The following is a 14887-nucleotide window of genomic DNA, read 5'->3' on the forward strand; positions in this document are numbered from 1 at the left end:
GCAGGTGACTGCCCGGATACCTCTCTGCCGCTGCGCGTTTCGCGCTTGCCGGCGTTGTGCCTGAGCGCTACTTTGCTCTATTCTTTAGGACCATTCCCCGGTTATCTACATTCTCATTTACAGGAGTTGCCCTTATGGCATCAGGAATTTCTCGCATCTGGATGCGTACCGGCATGTTGCTCGGCGCCGCGTTGCTGGTGCTTAACCTCACCGCGTGCGGCGACAAAGAGGGCGATCAGCGCAAGGCCTTTATCGATTTTCTGCAAAACACCGTCATGCGCAGCGGCGAACATCTGCCGAGCCTGAGCGAAAGCCAGAAGCAGAATTTTGGTAAATATGCGGGCGACTACGCCATTCTTTACGGCTTTTCCCAGCAGGTGAATAAGGCGATCGATCAGGGCATGCGTCCGGTGGTCGATGAGCTGTCGACGATCCGCGTGCCGCAGGACTATCTGACGCGCCGCGACGCGCTGCGCCAGGCGAACGGCGCGCTGGTGATTGTCACGCAGCAGCTGGAGAGCGCCAAAATGCAGGCGGACAGCAGCAAAGCCGCGCTTAAGCAGGAAGAGGATTTGAAAAAGGTCTACGACGCCGCTTACGACAAAGTCGTCACGCAGCCGGCCACTCAGCTGGTGCCGCTGCTGCCGAAGCTACAGGCGCTGAGCCAGGGCGCGGCGCAGGCGGGCGATTTCCTGCAGCAGCAGGGAGCGCGCGTGAGCTTCAACAATAACGCCGTTCAGTTCCCGACCCCCGATCAGGTCACGCAATATAACGCGCTGATGAGCACTATCTCCGCCAACGCGCAGGCGTTGACCCAGGCGCAGACCGCCGTTCAAAACGGCTTGCAGTAATCTCTCTTCCGAGACAAGCCCCGCGCTTGTCTCGGCCTTTCTGTCGTTCCTTCCTTTCAGATTATCGCCAGCCGGAGAAACGCGCCGTCAGGAGTGTGATCTGGCGCATTTTCGCCCAAAAATAGTTTGTGATCTTAGTCACATATATGAAACAAACAGAACAAATAGAAATGCGACATCTGTCACATTTACCCCTGTTTTGTGGCGGAAAAATAACCTTTGTTGTTTTTTTACACCGTTATTATGTGATCTGTCTCACTAAAACATCCCCTGCCCCCACCTTATTTCAGTGATCTGTATCACACTTAAGCCGCCCGCTACGCAGCGTCATATTCGCGTGCTAGAGTCCGCCTGCATACAGTAATAGCAACGGCTCGACGCCGTGCTGGCTCAACAAAAACAAACGCGCTCTCTTATTGCAGCGCGTCTCGATAAGGGGTGGCTTTATGTCCTCATCAGTCAAGGTCAAGGTTCAAAGCTTTGGTCGCTTTCTGAGTAATATGGTGATGCCTAACATCGGTGCGTTTATCGCCTGGGGTATCATCACCGCACTGTTCATCCCGACCGGATGGATTCCTAACGAGACGCTGGCGAAGCTGGTCGGCCCGATGATCACCTACCTGCTGCCGCTGCTGATCGGTTTCACCGGCGGACGTCTGGTTGGCGGCGATCGCGGCGGCGTGGTCGGCGCGATCACGACCATGGGCGTCATCGTCGGCGCCGATATGCCGATGTTCCTTGGCTCGATGATTGCCGGTCCGCTGGGCGGCTGGGCGATCAAATCTTTCGACCGCGCCGTTGACGGTAAAATCAAAAGCGGCTTCGAAATGCTGGTCAACAACTTCTCCGCCGGCATTATCGGCATGTTGCTGGCGCTGCTGGCGTTTCTGGCTATCGGTCCGCTGGTGGAAGGTCTGTCGCATATCCTCGCCGCAGGCGTCAACCTGATGGTGCAGAACAACCTGCTGCCGCTGACCTCGATTTTTGTTGAGCCGGCGAAAATCCTGTTCCTCAACAACGCTATTAACCACGGCATCTTCTCGCCGCTGGGCATCCAGCAGGCAAGCGAAGCAGGCAAGTCGATCTTCTTCCTGATCGAGGCGAACCCGGGCCCGGGCATGGGCGTGCTGGTGGCCTATATGATTTTTGGCCGCGGCAGCGCTAAGCAGTCTGCGGGCGGCGCAGCGATCATCCACTTCCTGGGCGGCATTCACGAAATCTACTTCCCGTACGTGCTGATGGCGCCCCGTCTGCTGCTCGCGGTAATTCTGGGCGGCATGACCGGCGTCTTCACCCTGACGCTGCTCAATGGCGGACTGGTTTCTCCGGCCTCTCCGGGCTCTATCCTGGCGGTGCTGGCGATGACGCCGAAAGGGGCCTACTTCGCCAATATCGCGGCGATTATCGCGGCCTTTGCGGTCTCCTTCGTGGTCTCCTCTATCTTGCTGAAAACCAGCAAAGTTAAAGAGGAAGACGATATCGAAGCGGCAACCAAACGCATGCATGACATGAAAGCGCAGTCGAAAGGCCAGGCCGTGGCGGGCGCGCCGGTTGTCGCCGACGCCAGCAGCGTTGACGTAAGCCACGTGCGTAAAATCATCGTCGCCTGCGACGCCGGCATGGGTTCCAGCGCGATGGGCGCAGGCGTGCTGCGTAAGAAAGTGCAGGATGCGGGACTCACAAACGTGTCCGTCACCAACAGCGCGATTAACTCGCTGCCGGGCGACGTCGATCTGGTGATTACCCACCGCGATCTCACCGAGCGCGCGATGCGCCAGGCGCCGCAGGCGCAGCATATCTCGCTGAACAACTTCCTCGACAGCGCGCTCTACGCCAACCTGACCGATCGTCTGGTGGCGGCGAACCGCAGCGAAGCGCACCGCGAAGTAGTACAGACCGCGCTGGCGGACAGCTACGACACCAGCAACCCGCATCTGTTTAAGCTGGGCGCGGACAACGTCTTCCTCGGCCTGAGCGCCAGCAACAAAGAGCAGGCGATCCGCTTTGCCGGCGAGCAGCTGGTGAAAGGCGGCTACGTTCAGCCGGAATATGTTGAAGCGATGCTGGCGCGTGAAAAACTCACCCCGACCTATCTCGGCGAGTCGATCGCAGTGCCGCACGGCACGGTTGAAGCGAAAGATCGCGTATTGAAAACCGGCGTGGTGTTCTGTCAGTATCCGCAGGGCGTGCTGTTCGGCGACGATGCGGACGACGTGGCTCGCCTGGTGATCGGCATCGCGGCGCGCAACAACGAGCATATTCAGGTGATCACCAGCCTGACCAACGCGCTGGACGACGAAAGCGTGATTGAGAAGCTGGCGCACACCACCAGCGTGCAGGAAGTGCTGGATCTGCTGTCGGGCAGCCCGGCGACCGCCTAAACGTCCTGCGTGAATTTCCCTGGGGCGGGTAAGCCCGTCCCGATTTCCGGGGCGGGCGTGCCCGCCCCATCGTCATTTGATATGGGTCAATATTATGAAAGCGTTACATTTTGGAGCAGGTAATATCGGTCGCGGCTTTATTGGCAAGCTGCTGGCAGATGCAGGCATTGAACTGGTGTTCGCCGATGTTAACCAGGTGGTGCTGGATGCACTGAACGCGCGTCATGAATATCCAGTACATGTGGTTGGCGAGCAGGCGAAAGTGGAAATCGTGAAGGGCGTCAGCGCCGTTAACAGCACCAGCGACGACATTATCGCGCTGGTGGCGGAGGTCGATCTGGTGACCACCGCCGTCGGCCCGCAAATCCTGGAGCGCATCGCGGGCAGCGTGGCGAAGGGCCTGGCGAAACGCCATGACGAAGGCAACGATCGCCCGCTGAATATTATCGCCTGCGAAAACATGGTGCGCGGCACCAGCCAGCTGAAGCAGCACGTGCTGAAAGCGCTGCCGGAGCAGCATCACGCCTGGGTCGAACAGCACGTCGGTTTTGTCGACTCCGCCGTGGACCGCATCGTGCCGCCGTCCGAAGCGGGCAGCAACGATCCGCTGGAAGTCACCGTGGAAACCTTTAGCGAGTGGATTGTCGACAAAACCCAGTTCAAAGGCGAGCTGCCTGCCATTGCGGGCATGGAGCTTACCGACAATCTGATGGCGTTCGTCGAGCGCAAACTGTTTACCCTTAACACCGGCCACGCCATCACCGCCTATCTCGGCCAGCTCGCCGGGCATCAGACCATTCGTGACGCCATCCTGGATGATAAAATCCGCGCGGTGGTCAAAGGGGCGATGGAAGAGAGCGGCGCGGTGCTGATCAAGCGCTACGGTTTCGACGCCGGCAAGCACGCCGCCTATATCGAAAAAATTCTCGGCCGTTTCGAGAACCCTTACCTGAAAGATGACGTAGAGCGCGTAGGCCGTCAGCCGCTGCGTAAGCTGAGCGCGGGCGATCGCCTGATTAAACCGACGCTGGGCACGCTGGAGTATCAGCTGCCGAACGCGCATCTGGTGCAGGGCATTGCCGCCGCGATGCACTACCGCAGCGCGCAGGATCCGCAGGCGCAGGAGCTGGAAGCGCTGATTAACGAGAAAGGCCCGCAGGCGACGCTGGCGCAGGTATCCGGTCTGGATGCCGACAGCGAAGTGGTGGCGGCGGCGGTCAGCGCCTACAACGCGATGGCCTGACAGGCGCGTGTCAGTCACGCACAAGCGGTACGGGCGCGGCGATGCGGCGCCCGTTGACGGTATCAGAATTCTGCAGGCGAAAATGGAAGAGAAGCAAGCTTTTGAAAACCGGGTGCTTGAGCGCCTGAACGCCGGACGCTCGGTGAGAAGCTTTCTGATCGCCGCCGTCGAGCTGTTGGCCGAAGCAGTCAATCTGCTGGTGCTGCAGGTGTTTCGCAAGGACGATTACGCGGTAAAGTATGCGGTTGAGCCGCTGCTGCTGGGCGACGGCCCGCTCGGCGAGCTGCCGGTGCGCCTTAAGCTTATCTACGGGCTGGGGGTGATCAGCCGCCACGAGTATGAAGACTGCGAGCTGCTGCTGGCGCTGCGCGAAGAGCTGAACCACGATCGAAACGATTACCGTTTTACCGACGATGAGATCCTCGGCCCCTTCGGCGAGCTGCACTGCGTGGCCGCCTGGCCGCCGAAACCGGACTTTCATCCCGATGACGCCGAGCTGCGCGCCATGCAGCAGCAGCGCTATCTGCAAATGGTGCGCTCGACCATGGTGCTCTCCCTGACCGAACTGATCTCGCGTATCAGCCTGAAACAGGCGTTCAAACGTCCCGGCGCCTGAAGTTCAGGCGCCCTGGTCTCTCGCCGCGCGCGAATTTGCGCCGCTTTTCGTGTATCCTTTGCCTGTTTTCCACAACGAGTTTTCGCCATGAAAGAGCAAGAAAAAGCCGAGATTAAACGTCTGAGCGATCAGCTGGACGCCCTGAATCGCAAAGAGCCGCAGCTGCTGGAAGCGGGCGACGCCGAGAAGCTGGGCGCGCTGCTGAAAGAAAAAGAGAAGCTGGTTACCGAGATAGAACGTCTGCGCGACAAGCGCGACGACAAGCTGAGCAAAGAAGCGCAAAAGCTGATGGATTTGCCGTTCAGCCGCGAGATCACTAAGAAAGAACAGGCCGATATGGGTACGCTGAAGAAAAGCGTGCGCGGTCTGGTGGTCGTGCATCCAATGACCGCGCTGGGCCGCGAAATGGGCCTGAAGGTCATGACCGGCTTCTCGAAGAAGCCGTTCTGAGTTCGGGATCAGGCGGCCGCCTGATCCTCTCCGCGCTGGCCGGCGGCAGCTGACACCTGCTGCGCCAGCGCATCCAGCATTTCATAACGTCGACGATACTCTGCGCGCTTCTTACTGGCGATCTCCTCCAGCGCTTTACGCGGCAGGCTGAGCGGCAGTTGATAGAGCCCGTCTTTGCGCGCCTCGCCGCCCAGCGAAGTCCAGAACTCGCTGTAGCTGGCAAAAAAGTAATCGCTTTTGCTGTGACGATAGCGCAGGCTGCGGAACACATGCGTCGTATCGCCGACGGCGATAATCTTCTCCGCCGCGCAGCGCTGCGCCAGCATACAAACCACCTCCATCACAATGCGTTTAGGAAACAGCCCGTGCGCCGCTTTCGTCGCCTCGCGGATCACTTCGTTGGAGACATGTTTGCGCGGCCCCTGCAGGCCGCCAATCAGCAGAGTGCGCAGCCCCGCTTCCTTGATCAGCGAAAACGAGAGCGATGCGATAGCTTCATTCTGATAGCGCAGCACCAGCGTTATTTCCCCTTCGCGATCGAAACGCCCCGGGCAGGAGAAGAGCTCGAACGTCTCGCCGTTTTTCCCGCTTAGCGTCGCCAGTAAATTATCGCCAGGGCTTTGCAACAGCTGGCGCAGCCGGCCGTTTTGCAATGCGGCGACCAGCTGATAATGATCAAGAATCGCCTGAGCGCGCGCCGCCACGCTAAACCCCGCGCGCAAATAGGGGCGATGCGGCTTCGCGGGCAACAGCCCCTGCACGCTCATCACCTGATGCAAATCGGGCAGACGCGACAGCTGCTGTAAATAGCGCAGCGTCGTTACGGGAAACGCCACCGTTCGCAGTGCGAACTTCAGGCGGAATTGTTTACTCAACCACAGTTTATTCGGAATATATTTTCCGCTGATTAACTGAAAAAACAGCGAAGCCGACGAATCGGTGGTCGGCGCAGGCGTAGTTATAATGGACATGATGTTACATTCTCTGGTGGAATGTTATTTAGCCTACCGGTGTGAAAGTCAACGGAAGGTTAATGTCCTGAAAGGTTAAAAGCCTACTGTGCGCATGTTTAGCTGCGGTTTAATTACCGCTGTTTTAGCCATAAAAAAACCGGCGAATCGCTTCGCCGGTTTTGGCTTTTTTAACGGACGAACTTATTTTGCAGAGGCGAAACGCGCTGCGGCTTCGTCCCAGTTCACCACGTTCCAGAACGCCTTGATGTAGTCAGGACGTTTGTTCTGATACTTCAGGTAGTAGGCGTGCTCCCAGACATCCAGGCCCAGAATCGGGTAGCCTGATGCGCCGGCGATCGCTTCGCCCATCAGCGGGTTGTCCTGGTTAGCGGTGGAAACCACGGCCAGTTTGTCGCCTTTTTTCACCAGCCATGCCCAGCCTGAACCAAAGCGGGTAGCGGCGGCTTTCTCAAACTCTTCCTGGAATTTTTCAACGCTGCCGAAATCTTTTTCGATCGCCGCTTTCAGGTCGCCCTGCAGCGTGGTGCCGATTTTCAGGCCTTTCCAGAACAGGCTGTGGTTAGCGTGGCCGCCAGCGTTGTTGCGCAGCACGGTTTTTTTGTCTGCCGGAACCTGATCCAGTTTGGTGATCAGCTCGTCAACCGGCAGGTCAGCGAATTCGGTTCCTTCCAGCGCTGCGTTAGCGTTGTTAACGTAGGTCTGGTGGTGTTTGGTGTGATGGATTTCCATCGTCTGCTTGTCGAAGTGCGGTTCCAGTGCGTCGTATGCGTAAGGCAGGGATGGCAGTGAATAACTCATGTTCTTCCTCTCCATTTCATATTTGAGCGGCGCCGCCTGATGGCGTGCCGCGTAAGCAGTCGAACCATTATAGTTAAATTCATGATCCGGAAAAGGGTAATCAATGCCCCATTAAACATAAGGAATTTACAAATCTGTTATAAACAAACTGTTGTTTTTACAGCCTGCCGCCGCTGAATGCCCTTTAACGCAGGCGCTGCGGATGGGTATAGACCGTGGCGCGTCCCGGCTTGCTAAAGCCGACCAGCGTCAAGTTGCAGCGCTCCGCCACCTCGACCGCCAGGCGCGTGGCCGCCGAGACGGCGAACAGGATTTCGACGCCGCACATCGCGGATTTCTGCACCATCTCATAGCTGGCGCGGCTGGAGACCAGCACTGCGCCGTCGCCCCATGCCGCGCGGCTGCGGTAGCCGAGCAGCTTATCCAGCGCAACGTGGCGCCCCACATCCTCGCAGCCGCCTGCCAGCTCGCCGTCTGGACGCAGCCAGGCCGCCGCATGGGTGCAGCCGGTTTGCTGGCCGACCGGCTGAACACTTTTCAGCTGGCTCAGGCCGCGATCCAGCTGCGCCAGATCGAAGGTCTGCGTAAAAGGCAGCGGCTGCACCGGCTTGCCGATCTGATCCAGCTGCTCGACGCCGCATATGCCGCAGCCGGTGCGTCCCGCCAGCGCGCGGCGCTGTTCTTTCAGCGCCATAAAACGACGGCTGGAAAGTTCGATCTGCACCTCAATGCCGTTACAGCCCGGCACCACGTCCAGACCAAAAATATCGCCCGGCGCGTCGATGATGCCCTCTGAAAGGGAAAAGCCGATGGCAAACGCCTCCAGATCTTTCGGCGTGGTCATCATCACCACGTGGGAGATGCCGTTATAGACCAGGGCGACCGGCACTTCGTCCGCCAGCCAGTCGGGCTGTGCCACGGTCAGATCGGCACGCTGCCACACCGGCATTTCGCTGGCACCGCGCTGAGTTGTTAAATTTTCGCCGGGAGTTTGCGGGATAACGTTCAAGGAGGACAACCTGTTTTTAACAAGAAATTAAATTTTGCATGGGCGCAAAGGCGACCAGCCGCGCGGTTAAGTTTGCCCTGTTATCACCGGCAGCGCAAAAAAACCGCTATACAAATTATGCGGTGAAAAGATAGCCAATAGCGCTACGGCGCGCCTTTGCGAGGCAAACAAGAATAATTTCCCATTAGGCTTTAACATCCATTTTAATAAAGGAATGCTATTTTTATTGGCCACTGAAAAAAGGCGCGCTCCGCTGACCGCACTCTAAACCAATTTAAACAGAATTTAAAAAAAGCATTACTAAAGGCTAACTTATTGACCTGCATCAAAAAAGACGCAGACAAGCTTGTTATTTTGCATAGCTTCGCAATGGAGCCAATAAAGAAGAAAGATAAATGCAAATTACCAGACGGAGTTTTTTCAAAATCTGCGCTGGCGGAATGGCGGGAACCAGCGCGGCGCTGCTGGGCTTCGCCCCGGAATCCGCGCTAGCTGGCGTCAGGGAATATAAGCTCGTACGCGCCAGAGAAACGCGCAATAACTGCACCTACTGTTCCGTCGGCTGCGGCATGCTGATCTACAGCCTCGGCGACGGTGCCAAAAACGCCAGCGCCGCTATCTACCATATCGAAGGCGATCCCGATCACCCGGTCAGCCGCGGCTCGCTCTGCCCGAAAGGCGCGGGCGTGCTCGACTATATTCACAGCGACCAGCGGCTGAAATATCCGGCGTATCGCGCGCCGGGCAGCGACAAGTGGCAGCGCATCAGCTGGCAGGAGGCCTTTGAGCGCATCGCCCGGCTGATGAAGCAGGATCGCGACGCCCACTTCCAGCAAACCAACGCTGCCGGCGTCACGGTCAACCGCTGGCCGACTACCACCATGTTCTGTTCGTCGGCCGCCAGCAATGAAACCGGCCTGCTCGACCATAAATTCGCGCGCGCGCTCGGCATCGTCGCGCTAGAGAATCAGGCACGGCTGTGCCACGGCCCGACGGTCGCCGCGCTGGCGCCCAGCTTCGGCCGCGGCGCGATGACCAATAACTGGAACGACATCAAAAACGCCAACGTAGTGCTGATCATGGGCGGCAACCCGGCGGAAGCGCATCCGGTCGGCTTTAAGTGGGTGATCGAGGCGAAGACGCGCAACAACGCGCAGGTCATCGTCGTGGATCCGCGCTTCAACCGCTCGGCGTCGGTGGCGGATCTCTATGCGCCGGTGCGCGCGGGCAGCGACGTGGTGTTTCTGATGGGCGTCATCAACTATCTGCTGCAGCACAATCAGATTCAGCAGCCGTACGTGCGCGCCTTCACCAACGCCGCGCTGATCGTCAGCGAGGGCTATGGCTTCGAAGAGGGACTGTTCAGCGGATACGACGCGGAGACGCGCCAGTACGACCGCGCCAGCTGGCGCTATGAGCTGGATGAAAACGGCCATGCGCGCCGCGACGACAGCTTTAGCCATCCGCGCTGCGTGCTGAATCTGCTGAAAGCGCACGCCAGCCGCTACACCCCGGAGATGGTGACGCGCCTGTGCGGCACGCCTCGTGAGGCCTTCCTCGCTATCTGTCGGCAGCTGGCGACCACCAGCGCGCCTGATCGCACCGCCACTGTTCTCTATGCGCTGGGCTGGACGCACCACACCAACGGCTCGCAGATTATCCGCACCGCGGCGATGATCCAGCTGCTGCTGGGCAATATCGGCATGCCGGGCGGCGGCATCAACGCGCTGCGCGGCCACTCCAACGTGCAGGGCTATACCGATCTCGGCCTGCTGTCGCAAAGTTTGCCGGGCTATCTGCCGCTGCCGTCGGAAAAGATGGCGACGCTGGCGGACTACCTGCAAAAAGCGACGCCTGCCGCGTCGCTGCCGGGCCAGGTCAACTACTGGCAAAACACCGATAAGTTCTTTGTCAGCCTGATGAAGAGCTTCTATGGCGACGCTGCCACGGCGGACAACCAGTGGGGCTATGACTGGCTGCCCAAGTGGGATAAAAGCTACGACTGCATGGCGCAGGCGGAGATGATGGAGCAAGGCGAAATAAACGGCGCGCTTATTCAGGGCTTTAACCTGCTTGCCGCCTTCCCCGACAAGAACAAAGCCTGCCGCGCGCTTTCGCGCCTGAAGTATATGGTGGTGATCGATCCGCTCAGCACCGAAACCGCCAGCTTCTGGCAGCCTCATGGCGAATTCAACGACGTCGATCCCGCGCAGATCGCGACGGAAGTGTTCCGCCTGCCCTCTTCCTGCTTCGCCGAAGAGGACGGCTCGGTCGCCAACTCGTCGCGCTGGCTGCAGTGGCACTGGGCGGCGGCCGAGCCGCCGGGCGAGGCGCTGCACGACGGAAAAATCCTAGGCAATCTCTTTTTGCGTCTGCGCGAACTCTACCGCCAGGAAGGCGGCGTCGCGCCGGAACCGCTGATGGCGATGCGCTGGGACTACAGCAATCCCGCCGATCCGTCGCCGGAAGAGGTGGCGCAGGAGAGCAACGGCCGCGCGCTGCAGGACGTTTACGACGCCAGCGGCAAGCTGCTGCTGAAAAAAGGCCAGCAGCTTAACTCCTTCGCCGAACTGCGCAACGACGGCAGCACTGCCAGCGGCTGCTGGATTTATGCGGGCAGCTGGACGCCGCAGGGTAACCAGATGGCGCGTCGCGACAACGCCGATCCCTCCGGGCTGGGCGCCGTTTCCGGCTGGGCCTGGGCGTGGCCGGCAAACCGCCGCATTCTCTATAACCGCGCCTCCGCCGACGAACAGGGCAAAGCCTGGGACCCGAATCGGCGACTGATCGAGTGGGACGGCCAGCGCTGGCAGGGCATTGACGTGCCGGACTATCCGCTGACGCTGGCGCCGCAGCAGCAGGCGGGCCCCTTTATCATGCAGCCGGACGGTCTGGGCCATCTCTTCGCGCTCGACAAAATGGCCGACGGTCCGTTCCCCGAGCACTACGAGCCGATGGAGAGCCCGCTGAAGGCCAATCCGCTGCATCCGCAGCAGAGCCACAGCCCGGTGGCGCGCCTCTTTGCGCGCGACGCCGCCCAGCTGGGCGAAGCGGCCGAGTATCCCTGCGTCGCCACCACCTACTCCATTACCGAGCTGTTCCGCCACTGGACGAAACACGCTCTGCTGAACGCCATCGCGCAGCCGGAGCAGTTTGTGGAAATCGGCGCGGAGCTGGCGGCGGAGAAAGGCATCAAGGCGGGCGACAGCGTTAAGGTCTCTTCCCACCGCGGCTATATCAAAGCCAAAGCGGTGGTGACGCGGCGCCTGCAGCGCCTGCATATTGACGGCAAGCCGGTCGATACCGTCGGCATTCCCTGCCACTGGGGTTTCGAAGGCGCGACGCGCAAAGGCTTCCTTGCCAACACGCTGACGCCGTCAGTGGGCGACGCTAATTCGCAAACGCCGGAATATAAAGGGTTTTTAGTGAAAGTGGAAAAGGCGTAACGGAGAACGAACATGGCTTACCCCACACAGGACATTATTCGTCGCTCCGCGACCAGCTCGCTCACGCCCGCGCCGCAGGCACGCGATCACCGGCAGCAGGTCGCCAAGCTGATCGACGTCACCACCTGTATCGGCTGTAAAGGCTGTCAGGTCGCCTGCTCGGAGTGGAACGATATTCGCGCCGAGGTTGGGCACAATATCGGCGTGTACGACAATCCAACCGATCTCGACGCCAAAGCCTGGACGGTGATGCGTTTCTCGGAGGTTGAGGAGAATGGCCGACTGGAATGGCTGATCCGCAAGGATGGCTGTATGCACTGTGCCGATCCCGGCTGTTTGAAAGCCTGCCCGTCGGCGGGCGCCATCGTGCAGTACGCCAACGGTATCGTCGACTTTCAGTCTGACCACTGCATCGGCTGCGGCTACTGCATCGCGGGATGCCCGTTCAACGTGCCGCGCATCAGCCAGGAGGACAACCGCGCCTATAAGTGCACGCTCTGCGTCGATCGCGTCAATGTCGGGCAGGAACCTGCCTGCGTCAAAACCTGTCCGACCGGCGCGATTCACTTCGGCAGCAAAGAGGAGATGCAGCAACTGGCGGCGGAGCGCGTCGCCGATCTTAAATCGCGCGGCTTCGAAAAGGCCGGCCTGTACGATCCGGCAGGCGTTGGCGGCACCCATGTGATGTATGTGCTCCATCACGCCAATAAGCCGCAGCTCTACCACGGGCTGCCGGAGAACCCAGGCATCAGCCCGACCGTGACCTTCTGGAAAGGCGTCTGGAAGCCGCTGGCGGCGATAGGCTTCGCCGCCACCTTCGCCGCATCGGTGTTCCACTATGTCGGCGTGGGCCCGAACCGGGTCGACGAGGAGCAGCATAAGGAGGAGGAAGAATGAAAAAAAGCGAGCGCATCATACGCTACCGCGCGGCGGAGCGTATCAATCACTGGATTGTCGCCATCTGTTTCATGCTGCTGGCGCTGAGCGGGCTGGGCTTTCTGTTCCCCTCGTTCAACTGGCTGATGAATGTGCTGGGCACGCCGCAGCTGGCGCGTATTCTGCATCCCTTTATCGGCGTGACCATGTTCGCTGCCTTTATGCTGATGTTTTTCCGCTACTGGCATCATAATCTGGTGAACAGAGAGGATTTGCTGTGGGCGCGCAATATTCACAAAATTGCCCTTAATGAAGAGGTCGGCGATACGGGCCGCTATAATTTTGGCCAGAAGTGTGTGTTCTGGGCTGCTATCATCAGCTTAGTGCTGCTTCTGATCAGCGGCGTAGCGATCTGGCGGCCCTGGTTCGCCGACGCCTTCAGCATTCCGCTGATCCGCGCGGCGCTGCTGGTGCATTCTCTTTCCGCCGTGGGCCTGATCGTCGTGATTATGGTGCACATTTATGCGGCGCTGTGGGTCAAAGGCACCATTACGGCGATGGTCGAAGGCTGGGTAAGCCCCGCATGGGCGAAAAAGCACCATCCTCGCTGGTATCGCGAGCAGCGTAACCGCTCAACACAACAGGAAAAACGCCCCTGATGAGTATTCGCATCATCCCGCAAGACCAGCTGGAGAAGAGCGAAAAACACACGGCGGATACCATTCCGCCGTTACTTTTTCCACGGCTGAAGAACCTCTATAGCCGCCGCGCCGCGCGGCTGCGCGAACTGGCGGCTAAAAATCCGCTGGGCGACTATCTGCGTTTCGCCGCCAAGATCGCGCAGGCGCAGGAGATCGTCCTGTACGACCATCCGCTGCACCGCGATCTCTACGATCGCCTGGTGCAAAGCGCCGCCGAGGGCAAACCGCCGCTCGATATTCACAGCCTGCCGCGCGACGCGCACTGGCAGCGTCTGCTGCACTCGCTGATTGCCGAGCTGAAGCCGGAGATGACTGGCCAGGCGCTGGCGGTGCTGGAAAACCTGGAAAAAACCGCCGCAGGCGAACTGGAAACCCTGGCCAGCGCGCTGCTGGCGAGCGAGTTCGCGCTGGTCAGCAGCGACAAAGCGCCCTTTATCTGGGCGGCGCTGTCGGTTTACTGGGCACAGATGGCGGCGCTGATCCCCGGCAAAGCGCGCGCCGAATATGGCGAGCAGCGCCAGTTCTGCCCGGTGTGCGCCAGCATGCCAGTCGCGAGCGTGGTGCACCTCGGCACGCAGCAGGGCCTGCGCTATTTGCACTGCAACCTGTGCGAAAGCGAATGGTATGTGCCGCGCAGCAAGTGCAGCAACTGCGATCAGACGCGCGATCTGCACTACTGGTCGCTGGACAGCGAGCAGGCGGCGGTCAAAGCGGAGAGCTGCGGCGACTGCGGCACCTATCTGAAGATGCTCTATCAGGAAAAAGATCCGGCGCTAGACCCTGTGGCGGACGATCTCGCCTCGCTGGTGCTGGATGCGCGCATGGAGCAGGAAGGCTTCTCACGCAGCAGCCTGAACCCTTTTCTTTTCCCGGATGAGAGCTAAACAACCCCTTTAACGGCGGAGGAGTGCGATGAAACTGATCGGCAGCTATACCAGCCCTTTTGTACGGAAAATATCTGTCATCCTGCTGGAAAAAGGCATCGTGTTCGAATTTGTTAACGATGCGCCCTACAGTCCAGACAGCCACGTCGCGCTCCACAATCCGCTGGGCAAGGTGCCGACGCTGATTGACGATAGCCAGCAGGCCTGGTTCGACTCCTCGATTATCGCGCAGTACCTGGAATTGCGCGGCGACGCGCCCGCGCTGTTGCCGGAGGACGCCTGGCTGGCGCTGCATATACGCCAGGTTGAGCGGCTGGCGGACGGCGTCAGCGACTGCGCCAGCATTATCGTGCGCGAGAAGCTGCGCGCGCCGGAGCAGCAGTCCGCCGAGGTGCTGACGCGCCATCGGGAGAAGATTCTGCGGGGGCTGGATAAGCTGGAAGCGATTGCGGCGGAAGGCCGCTTACTGAATAACGGCTCGCTGAATCTTGCCGATATCGCGGTGGGCTGCACTATCGGCTATATCAACTTTCGTCACGTGGTGCCGAACTGGTGTGTGGATCGCCCGGCGCTGGTGAAGCTGGCGGAGCAGCTGTTTCAACGCGAAAGCTTTGCGCGCACCGCGCCGCCGGCTGCGTAGCGCACGTCAGGGCTAGCG

13 protein-coding genes are annotated in these 14887 nt (G+C 59.7%); 10 read left to right on the plus strand and 3 right to left on the minus strand.

Annotated elements, in window-relative coordinates:
* Window positions 1–134 precede the first annotated feature (134 nt).
* From HA46_RS11025 to HA46_RS11045, 5 genes are all read left to right on the plus strand, one after another.
* The gene (locus tag HA46_RS11025) at window positions 135–851 is read left to right on the plus strand and encodes a DUF3053 domain-containing protein (RefSeq protein ID WP_033792995.1); all 717 of its coding nucleotides are present in this window, start codon (window positions 135–137) and stop codon (window positions 849–851) included.
* A gap of 446 nt (window positions 852–1297) precedes the next feature.
* Window positions 1298–3232 (plus strand): PTS mannitol transporter subunit IICBA, encoded by a 1935-nt coding sequence (locus tag HA46_RS11030; protein WP_033792996.1) that lies wholly within the window; start codon window positions 1298–1300, stop codon window positions 3230–3232.
* Between the two features lie 94 nt (window positions 3233–3326).
* Window positions 3327–4475 (plus strand): mannitol-1-phosphate 5-dehydrogenase, encoded by a 1149-nt coding sequence (gene mtlD, locus HA46_RS11035; protein WP_084884245.1) that lies wholly within the window; start codon window positions 3327–3329, stop codon window positions 4473–4475.
* An 82-nt stretch (window positions 4476–4557) separates the two neighbouring features.
* The gene (locus tag HA46_RS11040; RefSeq protein ID WP_033755552.1) at window positions 4558–5091 is read left to right on the plus strand and encodes an MltR family transcriptional regulator; all 534 of its coding nucleotides are present in this window, start codon (window positions 4558–4560) and stop codon (window positions 5089–5091) included.
* Window positions 5092–5178: 87 nt separating this feature from the next.
* A complete protein-coding gene (locus HA46_RS11045; RefSeq protein WP_033792999.1) occupies window positions 5179–5541 on the plus strand; it encodes a YibL family ribosome-associated protein in 363 nt (120 codons plus the stop codon).
* 8 nt (window positions 5542–5549) lie between these two features.
* Here the strand turns inward: HA46_RS11045 and HA46_RS11050 are convergent, their stop codons facing one another.
* The 3 genes from HA46_RS11050 to fdhD all read right to left on the minus strand — a co-directional run bounded on the left by HA46_RS11050 (window position 5550) and on the right by fdhD (window position 8262).
* Window positions 5550–6512 (minus strand): VirK/YbjX family protein, encoded by a 963-nt coding sequence (locus HA46_RS11050; RefSeq protein ID WP_084884247.1) that lies wholly within the window; start codon window positions 6510–6512, stop codon window positions 5550–5552.
* Window positions 6513–6695: 183 nt separating this feature from the next.
* A complete protein-coding gene (gene sodA / locus HA46_RS11055) occupies window positions 6696–7313 on the minus strand; it encodes a superoxide dismutase [Mn] (RefSeq protein WP_033793002.1) in 618 nt (205 codons plus the stop codon).
* 184 nt (window positions 7314–7497) lie between these two features.
* Window positions 7498–8262, minus strand: a complete 765-nt coding sequence (gene fdhD, locus HA46_RS11060; RefSeq protein ID WP_143807627.1) for a formate dehydrogenase accessory sulfurtransferase FdhD — start codon at window positions 8260–8262, stop codon at window positions 7498–7500.
* A 455-nt stretch (window positions 8263–8717) separates the two neighbouring features.
* Here fdhD and fdnG point away from each other — a divergent pair, with 455 nt between their 5' ends.
* Genes fdnG through HA46_RS11085 form a run of 5 tightly spaced genes read left to right on the plus strand, consistent with a single transcriptional unit; the run spans window position 8718 to window position 14869 of the window.
* On the plus strand, window positions 8718–11768 hold the full coding sequence (gene fdnG, locus HA46_RS11065) for a formate dehydrogenase-N subunit alpha (protein ID WP_084884252.1): 3051 nt from the start codon (window positions 8718–8720) through the stop codon (window positions 11766–11768).
* A gap of 12 nt (window positions 11769–11780) precedes the next feature.
* Window positions 11781–12665, plus strand: coding sequence for a formate dehydrogenase subunit beta (fdxH, locus tag HA46_RS11070; RefSeq protein ID WP_084884254.1), 885 nt, complete (start codon window positions 11781–11783; stop codon window positions 12663–12665).
* Window positions 12662–13303, plus strand: coding sequence for a formate dehydrogenase cytochrome b556 subunit (gene fdoI, locus HA46_RS11075; protein ID WP_084884256.1), 642 nt, complete (start codon window positions 12662–12664; stop codon window positions 13301–13303). The genes fdxH and fdoI overlap by 4 nt, the downstream gene beginning before the upstream one ends.
* Complete coding sequence (gene fdhE, locus HA46_RS11080; RefSeq protein WP_084884259.1) at window positions 13303–14229, plus strand: formate dehydrogenase accessory protein FdhE; 927 nt, start codon at window positions 13303–13305, stop codon at window positions 14227–14229. Before fdoI ends, fdhE begins: the two co-directional genes overlap by 1 nt.
* A gap of 28 nt (window positions 14230–14257) precedes the next feature.
* Entirely contained in the window at window positions 14258–14869 is a 612-nt protein-coding gene (locus tag HA46_RS11085) for a glutathione S-transferase (RefSeq protein ID WP_033793007.1), read from the plus strand.
* Window positions 14870–14887 lie beyond the last annotated feature (18 nt).

Origin of the sequence: Pantoea septica (genome assembly GCF_002095575.1) — a bacterium.
GTDB classification, from domain to species: domain Bacteria; phylum Pseudomonadota; class Gammaproteobacteria; order Enterobacterales; family Enterobacteriaceae; genus Pantoea; species Pantoea septica.